Source organism: Sulfitobacter sp. M22 (genome assembly GCF_021736025.1).
GTDB classification, from domain to species: domain Bacteria; phylum Pseudomonadota; class Alphaproteobacteria; order Rhodobacterales; family Rhodobacteraceae; genus Sulfitobacter; species Sulfitobacter litoralis.
Genome location: NZ_WMEC01000001.1, coordinates 2,173,436 through 2,191,612 on the forward strand (window position 1 = coordinate 2,173,436; position 18,177 = coordinate 2,191,612).

Here is an 18,177-nt window from a genome sequence, read left to right on the forward strand (position 1 = left end):
TATTCTTACCTGACCACCACAAAAAGTGTTGGACGTAGTAGAATCTTATGCCGACCGTGCTGGGGGAAACGATCGATTGACCGCAAGTACCTTCGAGCGAGGAATAGGCCCAATGCATCACTGACGGCCTGTCCCCTTTGTGTCCCAAATGAATGTCCCGCCAGTTCACGCGGTTGCGAATGCAATAGCTGAGAAAGTTAGAAAGGGCGCCGGCCACCTTTTTCGTAGTTTCGAATGCGTCATGACGAGCCCGACGTGGCTCCAGAACTGGATGATGCGTTATTGCTGGGGATGATAGGCCAGCCCGCGCCTCCAAAAACTCGCGGGCAGCATAGTATATTTCACCAGGGACCACTCGGTTGCCTGGCCAGACCAAGGTAGGTATGGAGGCAAGGCGCTGGTCCAGACCATGTTCGACAAGCCGGCCCATTTCCGGCCATATACTCGCTATGCGCGAAGACGCTGACATCTCTAAACGATGGGAAAAGGTGAACGCTCTGTCAATCTTAAAGTTAAGAAAAGCACTCCGGGAAGAACATCACGGCAATGGCACCGAAGCAATTTTCTATGACCGCGACGATGTGCTGACGATCTCGCTCCATCAGGAAGGCAACTATCCGCTTGATACCGGCGCGTTGGCGGATCGGGGCGTCGGGGCCGGGACGGGTTACAACATCAACCTGCCGCTGCATGCGGGGTCGGGGCATACCGCCTATCTGCATGCGCTCGAGCGCATCGTGATCCCCGCGCTCGAGGCATTCGCGCCCGACATGATCATCGTCGCCTGCGGCTTTGACGCCTCTATCGTCGATCCTCTGGCGCGGATGCAGGCCACAGCCGAAACGTTTGCCGATATGACCCATCGTATCAAAGCTACGGCGCAAAAACTTTGTGGCGGCAAGCTGGTGCTCGTCCACGAAGGCGGCTATTCAGAGGCCTATGTCCCCTTCTGTGGCCACGCCACAATCGCAGCCCTCGCAGACAGTGACATCACAGCGCCAGATCCCCATGCGAAGAACTTTCGCATTCGCCAGCCCAGTCCCAAATTCGACGCGTTCCTGCGCGCGTCCATTGACGCGATGGCGCAAGAGCTGAACCTATAAGAGAGACCCCGATGCCGACACCCAATACCGACGCGCTGCATTTCCTGCAAACCCGCCGTTCACGCCCTGCAAAGACGCTGACCACACCAGTTCCCGACCGCGACACGCTGACCGAGCTGCTGACCGTCGCCTCGCGTGCGCCAGATCACGGGATGCTGGAACCATGGCGTTTTATCGTGATCGAAAAGCCCGCGATGGCGCATCTGGCCGACATTGCCGAAGCACGCGGCACCGCCTTGGCGCTCGATGCGGAACAGATCCAGAAAGGTCGCGGGCAATTTGATCAGGGCGATCTGGCGGTGGTTGTGGTCGAGGTGCAAAAGCCGTCGCCCAAGATCCCGCCATTGGAACAGACCTATGCCGTGGGCGGGGTCTGTCTGTCGCTGGTCAACGCCGCGCTCGCATCGGGATGGGGCGCAAACTGGCTGAGCGGTTGGGTCAGCCACGACCGCGCCTTCATGACCGAGGCTTTCGGCCTCGCGGAACATGAACGCATCGCAGGCATCATTCATATCGGCACCGAAACCTCAGCCCCGCCAGAGCGCGGGCGCCCCGACATCACGGCGATCACCACATGGCAATAGCACAGATCTTTCGCGCCTTCGGGCTGGCGGTCGGACAGGTCGGCGATCCAAGCTTTCGCCGCGTCCTGCTGCTGGGTGTCGGATTGGCGTTGCTGCTGCTGGTCGGTGCGTCTGCGGGCTTTGTCTGGCTGATCGACTGGCTGACCGGAGAGGATAATTGGCTGCCCGTTCTGGGCGAAGTGTCCTGGCTGGACGATTTGTTCAGCTGGGGTGCTGCGCTGTTGCTGATGGTGCTGTCGGTGTTCCTGATGGTGCCCGTCGCCTCGGCGATCACATCAATGTTTCTGGACGATGTGGCCGACGCGGTAGAGGCCGAACACTACCCCCATCTGCCGCCCGCCACGCATGTGCCCTTTGGCGATGCGCTGCGCGATACGGTAAACTTCATGGGGGTGCTGATCGGTGTGAACATCGTGGCGCTGGTGCTCTACCTGATGTTCGCCCCCTTCGCGCCCCTGATCTTCTGGAGCGTGAACGGTTTCTTGTTGGGGCGCGAATATTTCACGCTTGCCGCGATCCGGCGGGTGGGCCGGACCGAGGCAAAGCGTCTGCGTGGCAAACATGGGCTTACGATATTCGTCGCCGGAGTGTTGATGGCGATTCCCTTGTCGGTGCCCCTGCTGAATCTGGTGATTCCGATCCTAGGGGCGGCGACCTTTACCCACTTGTTCCACCAATTGGTGTCGGTGCCCCGTGCAACAGACGTTCTACATCGGCCACGGTGAACCATCCCGACAGGATGATCCCCGCAATGATCGCCCAGAGAATCACCGAGATACCTGTGGTCCACAGGGCTTTCTTCTTAAGGTAGTGATGTTCGGGGGCCCCTGCATGGGTGCCCTCGACGATCTGCCCGAGATCCCCCTGCGTCTGCACCCGCACCGGCAGCAGGATCATAAAGACCATCGACCAGATCACGGTGAACAGAACGATGCCTGACATGACGGCCATGTTTACACCTGCTCCAGCTCGACCAGCGCGCCGTTAAAGTCTTTGGGGTGCAGGAAAATCACCGGTTTGCCGTGGGCACCGATCTTGGGCTCTCCGTTGCCCAGAACGCGCGCGCCGCTTTGTGTCAGACGGTCCCGCGCGGCGATGATGTCTTCGACCTCATAGCAGATGTGATGGATACCACCGGCAGGGTTCTTTTCCAAAAACCCGTTGATCGGGCTGTCATCACCCAGCGGGTACAGCAATTCGATCTTGGTGTTGGGCAGTTCAATAAAGATCACCGTGACGCCGTGGTCGGGCTCGTCCTGCGCAGGACCGACATTCGCGCCCAAAGCGTTGCGGTATTGATCCGCAGCGGCCTCAAGGTCCGGCACGGCGATGGCTACGTGGTTTAGGCGACCGATCATCATTCTTCTCCCTCAAATCAACATTTGACGCAGTTTATGGGCTGCCGCTGCCACAAGAGCAATGCGTCACGTTAACACCGTATTAGCGAAGCGCGCCTAACCATAGGTCACCCACAAAGCATAACGGAGGAATCATGGATACGCTTGAACATCAGGCCCAAAGCCTGCCCGCCCCCACGGCCGACCGCCCGCTTTTGGGCCTTACGGTTCTGGTGATCGAAGACAGCCGCTTTGCCTGCGAGGCGATGCGCCTGCTCTGTCTCCGCTCTGGCGCGCGGATCAGACGGGCCGGCAGCCTGCGCGCGGCGCGGCGGCATTTGCAGGTCTACCGCCCGTCGATCGTGATTGCCGATCTGGGGCTACCAGACGGAAACGGCATTGATCTGATTGCAGAACTAGCCCGCGCGCAGCCCCGCGTTGATGCCCTGCTGGCCATTTCGGGCGATACCCATTTGGCGGCGGATGCGCTGGCCGCTGGGGCGGACCGGTTCATGAGCAAACCGTTGCAATCGCTGTCGCAGTTTCAGCAAGTCGTGCTGGCCGCCCTGCCCCCGCATCATCGCCCACCGGGCCTGTCGGCGCTGAGCGATGACACAGTTAGGCCCGACGATATCGCGCTGCAGGATGATATGGCGCATATGGATGACGTGCTCACCGGCCCCTGTACGCCAGAGACGTTGGATTACGTCGCACAATTTCTGGCAGGCGTGGCGCGCAGTGCGCAGGACGCAGCACTGGAACAGGCCGCGACAGCGCTGGCAGCACGACGTGCCATGGGGCTGCCCACCAATGAAGAAAAACGGGTGATCCGGTCGGTCCTGCGCCAACGGCTGACGCGTCAGATCGCGATCTAGCTGCGGCGCATCACGTCAACGGATCGCTTGATACCCGCACAAGGCTGGTCAGATCGCCTAGACGTTCGCGCTGCTTGCCCTCTGCGTCGAAATTGGCGGGGGAAAGCCACGCTTCGAAGGCTTCGCGCAGGCCGGGCCATTCGGCATCGATTGCGGCAAACCACGCAGTATCACGGTTGCGCCCCTTGGCGACAGCAGCCTGCCGGAAGACGCCCTCGTAACTGAACCCCAACCGCTGTGCCGCGCGACGCGACGGCAGGTTCAACGCATTGCACTTCCATTCATAGCGACGGTATCCGGCGTCGAACGCCCATTTCATCATCAGATACATCGCATCCGTCGCTGCCCGCGTGCGCTGCAACGCTGGCCCGTAGGTGATCGACCCGACCTCTATCGATCCTGCCTCCGGTGCGATGCGCAGATAGCTCGCCACCCCTTCAATGTGCCCTGTCTCAAGGTTTTTGATCGCGTAGAACAGCGGATCGTCCTTGGTTTCGACCTCTCGGACCCAGCGATGAAACTGGGCAGATGATGAAAACGGCCCGTCGTACATGTAATGCCACAGCTGGTCCTGCCCCTCGAAGGCGCGGAACAACAACGCGGCGTGGGCTTCTGCGTTCAACGGTTCAAGCTGAGCATACCGGCCCGTCATCACCGCCCGCGGCGGGCGTGGCGGCACAGTGAAATTCGGGACAGCGGCACCAAGGGGGCCAGAGGGGTGGTCATCTTGCTTCATACACTTACGTTAGGGCCAAGCATCGCCACCGCCAAGGCCCGAATGTCATATGACATTACCCAACCTGACGCTCAAAAATGACCTTCTTTCGCCACAAACGCCTGCAAGTTTGGTGACAACCACAACGGGCACCGACCCACGCCATCCATCCCAAGGGGGCAAGATATGTTCACCAAGCTGCGCCGCATCTATATCAAAGAGACCCGCTTTGACTGGACTGTCTTTGCGGCGAATGTGGTGGGTGGGGCAATCGTTGCTTTGGCGTTCACCCAAGCACGGGCGACTGGCGCAGATGCGATCGTGCAATTGGCCCACGCCGGTTTCTGACCACCGGTGCCGCATGCGGAACGCCTGTCAGACACCACGCGTTAATCCCCGATACACATCGCACCAGGGGGTTAAGCCATGACATCCATTTATGACGCAATCAAAGCCGACCACGAAACACACCGCGACCTGCTGAACAAAATCGCCGAGACATCGGGCGACAGTACAGAGCGGCAGACCGCGTGGAAAGAGTTCTATGAGGATGTAAAATCCCATGCCGCGGCCGAAGAAGAAACGTTCTATTCGAAGCTGCTTCACGAAACATGGGGCCAAGACGCCGCGCGGCATTCGGTCTCGGAACACAAAGAGCTGGACGATCTGATGGAAGAACTGAATGACACGGATATGTCGTCGTCGGGCTGGCTGGCCAAATTCAAGACCCTCAAACACGACTATGAGCACCACATGGACGAAGAAGAGGAAGACGTGTTCAAACGCGCCAAAGACGTGATCGGCCAAGAGCATAACGACGCCTTCGGCCAACGTTTTGAACAGCGCAAAAAGGAAGAACGCGGCCTGATCGCCCAGAAACGCAAAGACAGTCTGGAAGACTAGAGCGACCATGTCTAAACGAAAAAGCCCGCCGTTGATCTCTCAACGGCGGGCTTTTCAACTATATTCTAAAGCGCTTAGTCCTGTGGAATGACCCGCAGACCCAGCTCCATCAACTGGTCCGACTGTGGTTCGCTTGGCGCGTTCATCATCAGGTCTTCGGCGCGCTGGTTCATCGGGAAGAGGATCACCTCGCGGATGTTCGCCTCTTCCGCCAGCAACATGACGATCCGGTCGATACCGGCGGCACAACCACCGTGGGGCGGGGCACCGTATTGGAACGCGTTCACCATGCCGCCAAAGCGTTTTTCGACTTCGTCCTTGCCGTAGCCTGCGATCTCGAACGCCTTGAACATGATCTCGGGCTTGTGGTTCCGGATGGCACCGGACACCAGTTCGTAGCCGTTGCACGCAAGGTCATACTGATAGCCAAGCACCTCAAGCGGGTCGCCCATCAGCGCGTCCATCCCGCCTTGCGGCATGGAGAACGGGTTGTGTTCAAAGTCGATCTTGCCGGTTTCTTCGTCTTTTTCGTAGATCGGGAAATCGACGATCCAGGCAAAGGCAAAACGATTTTCGTCCGTCAGACCGAGCTCTGCGCCGATGACGTTGCGGGCACGTCCCGCGACACCTTCGAAGGACTTGGGCTTGCCACCAAGGAAGAATGCAGCATCGCCGACGGTCAGACCCAGCTGCTGGCGGATCGCTTCGGTCCGTTCAGGGCCGATGTTCTTGGCCAGCGGGCCTGCCGCTTCCATGCCGCCTTCGACTTCGCCGGCTTTCAGCTTGGCTTGCGCTTCTTTCACTGTGATGCCCAGCTCTTGCGCGACGCTATCGGCGGTTTTCTCGCGCCAGAAGATATAGCCCATGCCGGGCAGACCCTCTTTTTGCGCGAAGGCGTTCATGCGATCACAGAATTTACGGCTGCCGCCTGTGGGCGCAGGAATGGCGCGGATTTCGGTGCCTTCCTGTTCCAGCAGTTTGGCAAAGATCGCAAAGCCGGAGCCCGCGAAATGGTCGGACACGACCTGCATCTTGATCGGGTTACGCAGGTCGGGCTTGTCAGAGCCATACCACAGCGCCGCATCTTTATAAGAGATTTGCGGCCATTCCTGATCCACCACCTTGCCGCCGCCGAATTCTTCGAAAATGCCGGTCAGCACGGGCTGGATGGTGTCGAACACGTCTTGCTGTTCGACAAAGGACATCTCGAGGTCGAGCTGGTAGAAATCGGTGGGCGACCGGTCAGCGCGCGGATCTTCGTCGCGGAAACACGGCGCGATCTGGAAATACTTGTCAAAGCCGGACACCATCAGCAGCTGTTTGAACTGCTGCGGGGCCTGCGGCAAAGCGTAGAATTTGCCCGGGTGCAGACGCGACGGCACCAAGAAGTCGCGCGCCCCTTCGGGGGAAGACGCGGTGATGATCGGCGTCTGGAATTCCTTGAAGTTCTGGTCCCACATGCGCTTGCGGATCGACGACACAACATCGGACCGCAGCACCATGTTGTCCTGCATCTTTTCGCGACGCAGATCGAGGTAGCGATAGCGCAGGCGCGTTTCCTCGGGGTATTCCTGATCGCCAAAGACCTGCAAAGGCAGCTCTTTCGACGGGCCCAGTACTTCGATGTCGCGCACGAAAACTTCGATCTCGCCGGTGGGGATCTTGGTGTTGACCAGATCATCGGCCCGCGCCTTCACTTCGCCATCGATGCGGATACACCATTCGGACCGCACCTTTTCCACATCCGCAAAAACGGGGGAATCGGGGTCGCATAGCACTTGGGTGATCCCGTAGTGGTCGCGCAAATCGATAAACAAGATACCGCCGTGGTCGCGCACACGGTGCACCCACCCGGACAGGCGCACCTTGTCGCCAACGTTTTTCTTGCTCAGATCGGCGCATGTATGGCTGCGATATGCGTGCATGACGGGTCCCTTTCGAGGGCTAGAATTGTTCGGGGCAGGTACACCGTTTGAGGCCGCGGAAGTCAAGAGTTTCCCGTAAAAACGGGCCAAACCGGGGGCAAAACCCCCGCGTCAAACCGTAGGGCTGAAAATAGATGGGCCGCCTGCTCCTCCCAAAGCAGACGGCCCTTCCCGCGCGACGTTGATGATCCTCTTACAGGACCAATACATCAAGCGGCGGAAACCCGTTAAAGCCGACCGAACTGTACGAGCTTGTGTAAGCGCCGCAGTTCTTGATCAAGATTTTGTCACCGTCCCTTAGGTCAAGTGGAAGGTCAACCGGATTCTTTTCATAAAGCACATCGGCACTGTCACAAGATGGCCCCGCCAGCACGCAGGGGCCGACAGGCTTGCCGTCATGCGGGGTCACGAATTCATAGCGGATCGCCTCGCCCTCGGTTTCGGCCAGACCGGAAAAACGCCCGATATCCAGATACACCCAACGGCGCGCCGCCTCTGCCGATTTGCGCGACACCAGCAACACTTCGGCCGCGATATGCCCTGCCTCTGCGACCATGCCGCGGCCCGGCTCTGCCATCAGGACCGGAATCTCGCCAAAGCGTTCGTTGACAGCGGCAACGACTGCGGCGGCATAGCCGCGCGGCGCATCCACCGGATCACCGTGATAGGCAGGAAAACCGCCGCCGATGTTGAGCAGTTGCAGGTTGTGCCCTGCTTCTTTCGCGGCGTGCCATAGCGGAGCGACCTGATCCAGAACGGGGTGCCAGTATTCGGCGCGACGGGTTTGCGAACCGACGTGAAACGACAGGCCATAAGGCACGAGACCCACGGATTTGGTGTACTCCAGCAGGCTTGGCAGCAACGAGCCTGCGCAGCCGAATTTACGGGTCAGCGGCCAGTCAGCCATCGAATTTTCGACGATTAGACGGATATAGACCCGCGCACCGGGGGCGTGCTCTGCGATTTTGTCGAGCTCAGCCTCGCAGTCGGCGGCGAACATGGTCACCCCGATGGAATGGGCAAACGCAATGTCCACGCCACGTTTAATCGTATTCCCGAAAGAGATCTTTGCAGGGTCCGCCCCTTGGGACAGGCACAGTTCGATTTCCTGACGCGACGCCGCATCAAATCCCGAACCCCGTTCGACCAGCATACGGATCACTTCCGGCGCAGGGTTTGCCTTGACCGCATAATGGATGCGGGCATCGCCCAAGCCCGCCTGAAGCGCGTCATATTGCACACCCACGCGGGCGCGGCTGATGACGAGGGTCGGTTTGTCGAAGCTGTTGTTCCAGATGTAATCAGCCGCTTCGTCATGGGTCGATGCTGCGGATGGGTTCACGGTGGCGGTAGCTGTGGCGTTCATGGTCATCTCCAAAGAGCAAGGAAGGGCGGGAGTACCCTAACATGTCGTTTCAAGAGACGTTACCGTCGCTGCATAGGCGCGGGGTCGATCCGCAGACAGACGAACCGGCCAGAGGCGCGTGCGTTGGCGTCTGTAAACGCGCATTTACGCTGTTTTCAGATTCGCGCAAGTGGTAAAATTCTTGATACGACAATTGATTATTCAGGTGGGCACGCAAGGCGCTGCGTGCCCAAAGGTCGGGACAGATCGGGGTTACTTTTCCCAGTCCGTGCCGATGGCTTCGCGGTCCTTTTCGCGCTCCTCGTCTGCCATTTCCCGCACCTCGGCGCGCTCTTCAGCGTCGCTTTTCTCGGGTATGGAATTCGCCTCCGCATTATCCGTCAACGCGAGCGAGAACAGGATCGGAAAGTGGTCGGACCCGATGTTGGGCAGGCGTGACATGCGGATCAGGCGAAACTCTGCATCGTGGAACAGATGATCGAGCGGCCAGCGCATGACAGGGATACCGGCGTGGAAAGTGTTGTAGAACCCCCGCCCGACACGCGGGTCCAGCAGGCCCGACAAGCGCTGAAAGCGACGGGTGGTTGTGGACCAGGCGACGTCATTGAGATCGCCGGTCACGATGGCGGGCACATCATCCTTGCTGGCCTCGATTCCGACCAGCGCAATTTCACCGTCGCGTCCCTTGGTATCGTGGTTGGGCACTGGGGGCTCGGGGTGAACGATGTACAAACGCCAGATCCGACCAGAGGGCATCGCGACTTTGGTTCGGATGGACGGCACATCATCGACCAGCAAGTCGCGGACCTGCGTCTCTGACAGCGCCATCTTGGACATCAGCACCACGCCATAGGAATTGTCTTTGGCCACCTTTATCCAGTGGGGATACCTATCGTGCAACCCGTCATACAAGGCATCGACCCAGTCCGGATCGACTTCAAGCGCCGTGGCAATATCGGGGTCTTCTTTGTGGATCAGATCGACGAGCCGATGATACTGCCGGTTTGATTGTTTCACGTTTGATGCCAGGATCGTCACCCGATTGCGCGCGTCCGCAGCCTGTTCAGGAGTGGCATCAACCGACTGTCGCGGCCAAAGCGGCGTGAATTTCACGATGTATCCGGTGTGGATCGCACCGATTATCGCAAGGGTCGCCAGCGCATAATTGCGCGGCTCGGGCGCAAGCCAGAAAAGCGCCACGACAGCCAAAAGGGCCGTGAGGATAAACAGCTGTTCACGCGGGAACGCCATGCCGCGAATGGCACCATGGGGTATCTTGCTGAAAGGAAGAACGCTGACCACGGCAATGATCGCAACAATGCCCCAAAATAGACTGAGTAGTATCGTTGCTAGCATTCATGCCTCCTAAATCAAAAAAGGGACGCAGAGCGATTGCCCTGCGTCCCTAGCCCAACACGAGCTTAGGCGGAATTGTTCCGAATATGCCGCGAGGGCGGAACTGAATTACTTATCTTCGTCTTCATCTTCGTCATTGCCACCTTCGGGCAGCTTGAAGAAGCTGTCGGCGTCGGAGTAGTCGCCGTGATCTTTTTCGTCATCATCGGCAGGGTTGCCGGACAGCGTGAATGTTTCCAGACCTTCAATGGCCGATGGAATCTTGGGATCGGTTTCCATGCCAAGCGATTGCTCGGTGCTGACCAGACGACGGCGTTCGTCATCGCTCATCAGGCCGCCTTCGGCAGCTTTCTTGGCAGCGGCTTTCTGGACGGCAGCATCCAGTTCGGACTGTTTGCACAGGCCCAATGCCACGGGATCAATCGGCTGGATGTTTGCAATGTTCCAGTGGGTCCGCTCGCGGATCGCCTGGATCGTCGGCTTGGTGGTGCCGACCAGCTTGCTGACCTGTCCGTCGGACAGTTCAGGGTGGAATTTAACCAACCAGTAGATCGACGCAGGACGGTCCTGGCGTTTGGACAGGGGCGTGTAGCGCGGGCCGCGACGTTTCTCTTCGCCCTGCGCCGAAGCGTTGAACTTGAGCTTGAGCTTGTGCAGCGGGCTTGCCTGACCCTTTTCGATTTCTTCTTCGGTCAGCTGGTTGTTGGCAATCGGGTCAAAGCCCTTCACACCTTGTGCCACGTCACCATCCGCGATGCCTTGCACTTCAAGCTCGTGCATCTCGACGAAATCCGCGATCTGCTTGAAGCTCAAGGTTGTGTTATCCACCAGCCATACGGCAGTGGCGCGGGCCATAATCGGTTTTGCCATGTCGGTCTCTCCTTAAAACGCACCTTCCCCGTCGCCTGAAATAGGCTGTCCTGCGGGGCAGAACGGTTTCCATTGTGGGGGAACTTGAACGCTTTATACTCAGCCAAGCGAAATAAGGAAAGACCTGAATGCGACTGCTGATCCTATGCCTCTTTCTCCTCCTGGCCCCGATGCCCCGCCCTGCGGCGGCAAAGGGTGAAATCGCGGGGGAATTCGACTATTACGTGCTCGCGCTCAGCTGGTCGCCGAACTGGTGTGCGCTGGAAGGCGATGCGCGCAATTCCGCGCAATGCGACGCGCGCCACGATCACGGCTGGATCATGCATGGTCTCTGGCCGCAGTTACATCGCGGGTTTCCATCGTATTGCCGCACCGCCGAACGCCCACCTGCCCGCAGCATGACCGCTGCGATGGCCGACATTATGGGAACGCCCGGTCTGGCCTGGCATCAGTGGAAGAAACATGGCAGCTGTACCGGCCTGCCCGCCGCCGGATATTTCGATCTGTCCCGAAAGGCCTTCGATGCCGTGACCCGCCCCGTCGTCTTTCGCAAGATCACGGGCGACATCCGCCTACCCGCCTCTGTCGTGGAAGAGGCATTCCTAAAAGCAAACCCGACGATGGAGGCCGATGGCGTCACCGTCACCTGCAAAAGCGGCTACATTCAAGAGGTCCGTTTGTGCCTGTCCAAAACGCTAAAGCCCGTGCCCTGCGGACGTGACGTGATCAAGGATTGCACGCTGAATGACGCGCTTTTTACCCCGATCAGATAAAGCCGGCGTTGCGGGCAATCATTGCGGCGTCGGTACGGTTGCGGGCGTCCAGCTTGCGGCACAGGGTCTTGACGTGCAGCTTGATCGTGACCTCTTGCAGCTCGAGATCGCGGGCGATTTCCTTGTTCGATTTCGCCTCCATCAAACCGCGCAAAACCTGACGCTCCCGCTCTGACAGGGCTTTTTCAAAGTCTGTTTCTTCGGGGTCATCCTTGCCGGACATAAAGTTCACCGGTGCGTAAATCTCGCCCGCAGCCATAAAGCGCACCGCGTTTACCAGTGACTTTGCCGGCAACGTCTTGGGCAGGAAACCGATCGCCCCCATCGCCAGTGCCTGTTCTGCAATCAGCCGCGTCGCTGTGCCTGAAATGAGCCCGACCGGCTTGTCTTCATTGGCTTTCATCACCTTCGGCAGCGCCTCAAGCCCCTTCATGCCCGGCATAGTATAATCAAGCAGGACCAGATCGAACGGCCCATCCGCTTCGATCTTGGCCATTGCTTCGGGCAAATCGCATGCAGCAACTGTCTCTGTTCCACCATCTGCGTCCAGAAACATTGCAATCGTTTCCCGAACCATATCGTGATCGTCTGCTATCAGTATCCGTAATGCCATTTATTCGTCCCTTCCCTCATCACCACCTCAGTGCTGCTTAAGTATTTGTAGACCAACTTTAAGGCGAAGAATAGGAAACATGAGAATAGGAAAACTGTGTCAAATTTTTTGCGACTATACCTTCGTATAGTTAAAATACCCTTAATCTTCGTCGCGCCACTCAGCACGTTAACCTAAGGTTGATGGTACAACACAGGGGAAGGATACCGAGTTATGACATTTCACGCTTTTACCAAAACGATCACCACCGCATTGTGCGGCATCGCATTGGCCACTGCTGTTAGCGCGCAAGAAGAAGCCGTTTTGACGGTCACAGCTGGCGACGAGGAACAAAGCTACACGATGGAGCAGCTGAAAGAACTGCCCTCTTCCAGCTTTACGACCGAAACCATCTGGACCGAGGGACCCCAGACCTTTCAGGGTGTCTCGCTTAAGGATTTGCTTGATACGCTAGAGGTGACCGAAGGCATGATCGAGGCGACCGCGATCAATGACTATGCCATTGAAATCCCGATTGAGGATGCCGTGCTGGACGGGCCGATCATCGCCTATGCCAATAATGACAAAGAAATGTCGCGCCGTGGCAAGGGCCCACTGTGGATTGTCTATCCCTATGACAGCGACGTAAAGTACCAGACAGAGACGATCTATAGCCGCTCTATCTGGCAGTTGAACCGGCTGGCGATCAAGTAAACGCAAGGCGAGATCCCCATGGCCGATTCGGTACATCACGGCCCGCAGCGCAGCAGGGTAAGATACGTTCTTGTCCTGGCGCTGATGGCTGGGATGATGCTGGCTGGCTATCTGGCGTTCAACGTCTGGGACCGCGTACGTGCGCTTGATAGCGCGCAGCAGGACCATGCCGAATGGGTGTTTTCGCAGCTTGAAATCGATTTCCTCAAACTGGACGGCGCGGTCGAACAGGCGCGCTCGGGCGACGAAAGCGATCTGGCCAACCTGCGCAAACGTTTTGATATCTTCTACAGCCGGACCGAGGTCGCTGAACGCGTGCAGCAGAGCGGCGACCTGACCCGCGAAATTCAAAAAATTCAGGCGGTTCTAGATACGCAGATACCCCTTATTGACGGTGGCGACGCGACGCTCATTTCTGGCCTTACGGCTCTCTCCGACGCGCTGCGCAGCATAGAAAACCTACCCCGCAATATCGGCCTCGCCTCTATCACCTTTGCCGCCAAAGCCGCAGAGGCCGAGCGCAAGCAGATCGCCCAGCTTATCGAAATCCTTCTGGTGATCGTGGTGACAGTGACCATCGCGCTGCTGGGGGCGATCCTCCGGCTGTCGCGCCAGACCATCACCCTGAACCGCGCCTCGCGCGAGGTCGAACGCAATCACTCGCAACTTGAAACCATGCTGCGGGCGTCGCTTGACGCGGTGATGGTTCTGTCTGTCGATGGAGAGATCATCGATTTCAACGGCTCCGCCGAGGACGTCTTTAGCATCTCGCGCAATCACGCGCTGGGGCGCAGTTATATCGAACTGCTGGTCCCGCCCGAATTGCGCAACCGCCAGCGCGACAACATCGCGCATTTCAACGCCACGGGTAAAACGCGACTGGCAGAAACAGGCCGCCACGAGACGAAGATGATCGACGGCAAGGGTCGGATTTTTCCTGTTGAACTGTCGGTATCCTTGGCACGGTCGAACGACGCACCGGTTTTTGTGACCTACATCCGCGACATCACCGACAAGCTCCAAAAAGAGAAAGAAATTATCCGCGCCCGCGACGAAGCGCTGGATGCCTATCAGGAAAAATCCCGCTTTTTCGCGATGATGAGCCACGAGATGCGCACGCCGCTCAACGGTATACTGTCTGCAATCCACCTGCTGCATGACGACCGGCTGGACGCCGAACAGCGCAACTACGTGGAGGCGGCGCTGAAATCCGGTGACATCCTGCTGGGCCACATCGACGACGTGCTGGCGATCGAACGCAGCGAGGCCGAAACGAACGCACATGAATTGCAAGCCAGCGATATGGTCGCGCTGACCTCGGGTTTGATCAACACCATGACGCCCCTGGCGCGAACTTCGGACACGCGGCTGCATCTGGATCAGGACGGGCTGACCGATACGCCGATTCTGACCGACCTGCGTGCCGTGCAGCAAATTCTGGCCAACCTGATCAGCAATGCGATCAAGTTCAGCCCCGACGACGACATCGTGCTCAGCGCATCCTATGACATGGAGGACGCCGAAGCACCGATTTTGCACATCGAAGTGGCCGATAATGGCCCCGGCATCCCATCCCACGACCTGAAACGCATCTTTGAAGATTACGTATCGCTCGACAGCCGGTACGAGCGGCGCACAGGGGGCACCGGGCTGGGACTGGGCATCGTGCGGCGTCTGGTGCACCGACTGGGCGGCACCATCACCTGCGTCTCGGAAGTCGGTAAAGGGGCGCGTTTTATTGTGCGGCTGCCGGCGAAATTCACTGAAACGGAAACGCCGCTGCCCGTCGCCCCCCTGCCGCTTGAGTGCGAAGACATGCCGGCGTTGACCCTGCTTGTTGTCGATGACAATGAAATCAACCGCGACCTGCTCAAGGCAATGCTGGTACGTCTGGGTCACACGGTCATGCTTGCCGACAGTGGCCAAGAGGGGATCGACCGTGCGGCAGAACACCGTTTCGATGCGATCTTGATGGATATTTCCATGCCGGGGATCAGCGGGCTTCAGGCGACACAGGTGATTTTGCAAGGCGAAGGCCCCAACGCCGACACCCCGATTATGGCCGTCACCGCCCACGCTCTGCCCAATGAACGCGCCGCCTTTACGGCCGGCGGCATGACCGGCTTTTTGCAAAAGCCCATCAACACCCAGACCCTGAAAACCGCGCTGAGCAATCTGGTACAGCCCCCCGCTTTGGCGCTAACAACGCCGAGTGACGCACAGACCCCGCCGCAGCATCCGGTGCTGAACAGCCATCAGGTTGACGAATTATTCGAACTTCTGGGACCTGAAAAACTTGCCGACCGGATCGGCGACCTGCGCCGCCGGGTGGAGGGGCAGTTGCCCCCGCTCGCCTCTGCCCAAGACGGTGACGAATTGCAACGCAAGACCCACGACCTTGCCGGGCTTTGCGGGATGTTCGGGGCAGAACGCCTGCACGCCCTTCTTGCCACAATAGAGAATGACTGCAAACGGGGCGACGTCCAGAAAGCCCGCGACCAGGTTACCAAAGTCCCTGCCGCCTGGGCCGAAACCATTGAAGCTTGGGAAGCGCGCCTGTCGGCGTAACGCCCGCCGCTGAACGACAAAGAGCACCCTGAGATCAGAACGCCCTTTGCTATATCTTATTGCTTGCCGGTTATGCGTTGGCGTCGACTTTCAACACGATCTTACCGATGTGGCCGCTGGTTTCCATACGAGCGTGGGCCTCGCTTGCGTTCTCGAAGGCATATTCGCTGTCCATCACCGGAGAGATCTTGCCCGCGTCCAGCAACGGCCAGACCTTTTCGCGCAGTTCTTCGGCGATTTTGGCCTTGGCCAGATCGCTTTGCGGACGCAGGGTGCTGCCTGTCATCGTCAGACGGCGTGTCATCAGCGTGGCAAAGTTTACCTCTACCTTCGGTCCGCTAAGGAAAGCGATCTGCACAAGGCGACCGTCCTCGGCCAGCGCCTGAAGGTTGCGCGGGATGTAATCGCCCCCGACCATATCAAGGATCAGATCCGCGCCGCCTTCGGCTTTCAGCACGTCAACGAAATCCGTGTCGCGGTAGTTGATCGCGGCCTCGGCCCCCAGTTTCGCACAGGCGTCGCACTTGGTGTCTGTGCCCGCCGTGGCAAAGACCCGTGCGCCAAATTCGCGTGCCAGCTGGATCGCTGTCGTCCCGATGCCCGACGACCCGCCGTGCACCAAGAACCGCTCGCCGGCTTTCAGACCACCGCGCATGAACACGTTGGACCAGACCGTAAAGAAGGTTTCGGGCAGGCAGGCGGCTTCTTTCATGCTCATGCCTTTGGGCACGGGCAAACAATGGGCGGCGGGCGTTACGACATATTCCGCATAGCCACCACCGGGCAGCAATGCGCAAACCTTGTCGCCCACGGCCAGACCGCTGACGCCTTCACCTACCGCAAATACCTCGCCCGACGCTTCAAGCCCGGGCAGATCACTGGCGGTGGGGGGCGGTGCGTACATGCCAGCGCGTTGCAGCGCATCGGGGCGGTTCACACCGGCATACGCCACCTTGATCACAACCTGCCCGTGGGCGGGCTGCGGCATCGGCCGGTCTGTCGGCTGAAGCACTTCGGGACCACCCGCTTTGGTGATTTCTATCGCGCGCATTGTGTCTGTCATTGTCTACGTCTCCTCCGTAAATCTGCGTTGCCGCACCATAGGCACGGATTTCACGGCATACAATGCGAACTGACAGACGTCAGGCCGGCACGGTGTTCCGCGTCACAACCCACCGCGAGCGCGCAGCGCCTCGGCCACATGTTCAGCGTCATCAATTGCCAGCACGGCAAAGGGAATGATCATGCGCCAGCCGACCCGTTTGGTCGACCGCGCGCGCCAAGACTGCGCCAGCAACTGGCCTTTTTGGGCCAGCACGGGCGTAAAGCGGATCACCAGAGCGATGCCCAGCTCGATCGCGCGGGTCTGGATGCCAAGACGGCGCAGCGGTGTGGTCAGCCATGTCACCACCGCCACCATCTGCGCCAGCTTTGTCGTCATTGTAACCAGATTGGCCAACGCCACCGCCGTCATCATCCGCAGGGTAATTGTCGCGCCCGCCATGACGTCGTTGGTGAGGATATGCCAGACCATGATCAGCACGACGAACGGCAACAACACCCGCAGCCGCGACAGTCCGACCTTGAAAAAGCGCCTCCCCGGCAACGCGTAGAACAGCAGGGTCAGCGCCAATGCCGCCGCCTGAAGCGCAGGATGGGTCAGGCTGAACAGCCCCATCGTCGCGATACAAAGCGCCGCCAACTTGGCCCCCGCGGGCCAACCGTGGGCGCGGGTCTCAACCGGTGAGGTGAGTGAAATCATCGCTTTCCCCGATATCATGCATCTTTGCCACAAAGGCGTCGGTCACGTCCGGCACCGCGCCGTCCTGCACAATTCGCCCCTGATCAATCCAGACCATCCGGTCATAGGTGGCAAGATGCGCGGGATCATGGGTGATGTGAATCAGATGCGCCTCTACCGCGTGCAATACCCGCGTCAGATGCAGCATCGTCGGGATATCGAGCCCCGCAAACGGTTCGTCGAGGATGATCAAACGCGGCTCCATGGCGAGGATCGACATCAGACAAACAAGTTGCCGCTGCCCCTGCGATAGCTGATGAATCGCCGCCTTGGCCCAATGGCTACGGTTAAAGCGGGCGAGGATATCTGCCGTTTTCTGCGCCGCCTCTTTCGGGGATTGCTTTAGCTGGGTCAGACCAAAGCTGATCTCTTCCTCGACGGTGGGAAAAATAATCTGGTGATCGGGGTTCTGGAACAGGATACCGACCTGACGCAGCGCGGCCTTGCGATCCTTGACCACATCCACCCCGTTGATCCGCAGCTTGCCCGACGACGGTGCCACCAGCCCCGCCAACACCCGCGCCAAAGATGTCTTACCCGACCCGTTGCGCCCCACGATACCTATCCGCCGCTCGGAGGCTCGCAGTGTCACATCACACAGCACATTGACGCCGTCAGGTGTGTAGGTGACGTCATCGAGATCAATCAGAAACGGTTGCATGTGCGTGAGTACCAACTAGCCGCGCCCGCGCCGA

The 18,177-nt window shown here is 59.0% G+C and carries 19 protein-coding genes and 1 pseudogene; 9 read left to right on the top strand and 11 right to left on the bottom strand.

Annotated elements, in window-relative coordinates; genetic code table 11:
• Positions 1-536: 536 nt before the first annotated feature.
• The 3 genes and pseudogenes from GLP52_RS10660 to GLP52_RS10670 form a co-directional block, all read left to right on the top strand.
• Positions 537-1,103, top strand: a pseudogene (locus tag GLP52_RS10660) (class II histone deacetylase); the annotation flags it as partial.
• A gap of 11 nt (positions 1,104-1,114) precedes the next feature.
• Positions 1,115-1,687: a nitroreductase family protein gene (locus GLP52_RS10665; RefSeq protein ID WP_237272366.1), complete on the top strand. Its 573-nt coding sequence runs from the start codon at positions 1,115-1,117 to the stop codon at positions 1,685-1,687.
• Positions 1,678-2,412, top strand: coding sequence for an EI24 domain-containing protein (locus GLP52_RS10670; RefSeq protein WP_093731466.1), 735 nt, complete (start codon positions 1,678-1,680; stop codon positions 2,410-2,412). The genes GLP52_RS10665 and GLP52_RS10670 overlap by 10 nt, the downstream gene beginning before the upstream one ends.
• Here the strand turns inward: GLP52_RS10670 and GLP52_RS10675 are convergent.
• Both GLP52_RS10675 and mce read right to left on the bottom strand, forming a co-directional pair.
• Complete coding sequence (locus GLP52_RS10675; RefSeq protein WP_093731467.1) at positions 2,345-2,638, bottom strand: DUF1467 family protein; 294 nt, start codon at positions 2,636-2,638, stop codon at positions 2,345-2,347. The two genes, GLP52_RS10670 and GLP52_RS10675, sit on opposite strands and share 68 nt — an antisense overlap.
• 2 nt (positions 2,639-2,640) lie before the next feature.
• On the bottom strand, positions 2,641-3,045 hold the full coding sequence (mce, locus tag GLP52_RS10680; RefSeq protein WP_093731639.1) for a methylmalonyl-CoA epimerase: 405 nt from the start codon (positions 3,043-3,045) through the stop codon (positions 2,641-2,643).
• 134 nt (positions 3,046-3,179) lie between these two features.
• Between mce and GLP52_RS10685 the strand changes: the two genes are divergently transcribed.
• Positions 3,180-3,899 carry a response regulator gene (locus tag GLP52_RS10685; RefSeq protein ID WP_093731468.1) on the top strand — a complete coding sequence of 240 codons (720 nt, stop codon included), beginning with the start codon at positions 3,180-3,182 and terminating at the stop codon, positions 3,897-3,899.
• Between the two features lie 10 nt (positions 3,900-3,909).
• Here the strand turns inward: GLP52_RS10685 and GLP52_RS10690 are convergent, their stop codons facing one another.
• The gene (locus GLP52_RS10690; RefSeq protein WP_093731469.1) at positions 3,910-4,635 is read right to left on the bottom strand and encodes a GNAT family N-acetyltransferase; all 726 of its coding nucleotides are present in this window, start codon (positions 4,633-4,635) and stop codon (positions 3,910-3,912) included.
• Between the two features lie 165 nt (positions 4,636-4,800).
• Here GLP52_RS10690 and GLP52_RS10695 point away from each other — a divergent pair, with 165 nt between their 5' ends.
• Entirely contained in the window at positions 4,801-4,962 is a 162-nt protein-coding gene (locus GLP52_RS10695; protein ID WP_237272367.1) for a hypothetical protein, read from the top strand.
• Between the two features lie 78 nt (positions 4,963-5,040).
• Positions 5,041-5,517, top strand: coding sequence for a hemerythrin domain-containing protein (locus GLP52_RS10700; protein ID WP_237272368.1), 477 nt, complete (start codon positions 5,041-5,043; stop codon positions 5,515-5,517).
• A 74-nt stretch (positions 5,518-5,591) separates the two neighbouring features.
• Here GLP52_RS10700 and aspS read toward each other — a convergent pair whose 3' ends face one another.
• From aspS to GLP52_RS10720, 4 genes are all read right to left on the bottom strand, one after another.
• The gene (gene aspS, locus GLP52_RS10705; RefSeq protein ID WP_237272369.1) at positions 5,592-7,442 is read right to left on the bottom strand and encodes an aspartate--tRNA ligase; all 1,851 of its coding nucleotides are present in this window, start codon (positions 7,440-7,442) and stop codon (positions 5,592-5,594) included.
• Between the two features lie 193 nt (positions 7,443-7,635).
• Positions 7,636-8,814, bottom strand: coding sequence for a type III PLP-dependent enzyme (locus tag GLP52_RS10710; RefSeq protein ID WP_237273540.1), 1,179 nt, complete (start codon positions 8,812-8,814; stop codon positions 7,636-7,638).
• A gap of 246 nt (positions 8,815-9,060) precedes the next feature.
• Positions 9,061-10,164, bottom strand: a complete 1,104-nt coding sequence (locus tag GLP52_RS10715; protein ID WP_237272371.1) for an endonuclease/exonuclease/phosphatase family protein — start codon at positions 10,162-10,164, stop codon at positions 9,061-9,063.
• A gap of 108 nt (positions 10,165-10,272) precedes the next feature.
• Positions 10,273-11,034 carry a DUF1013 domain-containing protein gene (locus GLP52_RS10720; protein WP_093731474.1) on the bottom strand — a complete coding sequence of 254 codons (762 nt, stop codon included), beginning with the start codon at positions 11,032-11,034 and terminating at the stop codon, positions 10,273-10,275.
• A gap of 128 nt (positions 11,035-11,162) precedes the next feature.
• Here GLP52_RS10720 and GLP52_RS10725 point away from each other — a divergent pair, with 128 nt between their 5' ends.
• A complete protein-coding gene (locus GLP52_RS10725; protein ID WP_093731475.1) occupies positions 11,163-11,807 on the top strand; it encodes a ribonuclease T2 family protein in 645 nt (214 codons plus the stop codon).
• Here GLP52_RS10725 and GLP52_RS10730 read toward each other — a convergent pair.
• Positions 11,800-12,420 carry a response regulator transcription factor gene (locus GLP52_RS10730; RefSeq protein ID WP_093731476.1) on the bottom strand — a complete coding sequence of 207 codons (621 nt, stop codon included), beginning with the start codon at positions 12,418-12,420 and terminating at the stop codon, positions 11,800-11,802. The genes GLP52_RS10725 and GLP52_RS10730 overlap by 8 nt on opposite strands.
• Before the next feature lie 213 nt (positions 12,421-12,633).
• On the opposite strand from GLP52_RS10730, the gene GLP52_RS10735 reads away from it, so the two are divergent.
• Complete coding sequence (locus tag GLP52_RS10735) at positions 12,634-13,113, top strand: molybdopterin-dependent oxidoreductase (RefSeq protein WP_093731477.1); 480 nt, start codon at positions 12,634-12,636, stop codon at positions 13,111-13,113.
• Between the two features lie 18 nt (positions 13,114-13,131).
• Positions 13,132-15,681 carry a hybrid sensor histidine kinase/response regulator gene (locus GLP52_RS10740; RefSeq protein WP_237272372.1) on the top strand — a complete coding sequence of 850 codons (2,550 nt, stop codon included), beginning with the start codon at positions 13,132-13,134 and terminating at the stop codon, positions 15,679-15,681.
• A 70-nt stretch (positions 15,682-15,751) separates the two neighbouring features.
• On the opposite strand, the gene GLP52_RS10745 is transcribed toward GLP52_RS10740, so the two are convergent.
• From GLP52_RS10745 to GLP52_RS10755, 3 genes are all read right to left on the bottom strand, one after another.
• Positions 15,752-16,744, bottom strand: a complete 993-nt coding sequence (locus GLP52_RS10745; RefSeq protein ID WP_237272373.1) for an NAD(P)H-quinone oxidoreductase — start codon at positions 16,742-16,744, stop codon at positions 15,752-15,754.
• 102 nt (positions 16,745-16,846) lie between these two features.
• Positions 16,847-17,443 (bottom strand): energy-coupling factor transporter transmembrane component T family protein, encoded by a 597-nt coding sequence (locus GLP52_RS10750; RefSeq protein WP_237272374.1) that lies wholly within the window; start codon positions 17,441-17,443, stop codon positions 16,847-16,849.
• A complete protein-coding gene (locus tag GLP52_RS10755) occupies positions 17,418-18,143 on the bottom strand; it encodes an energy-coupling factor ABC transporter ATP-binding protein (protein ID WP_237272375.1) in 726 nt (241 codons plus the stop codon). The genes GLP52_RS10750 and GLP52_RS10755 overlap by 26 nt, the downstream gene beginning before the upstream one ends.
• Positions 18,144-18,177 lie beyond the last annotated feature (34 nt).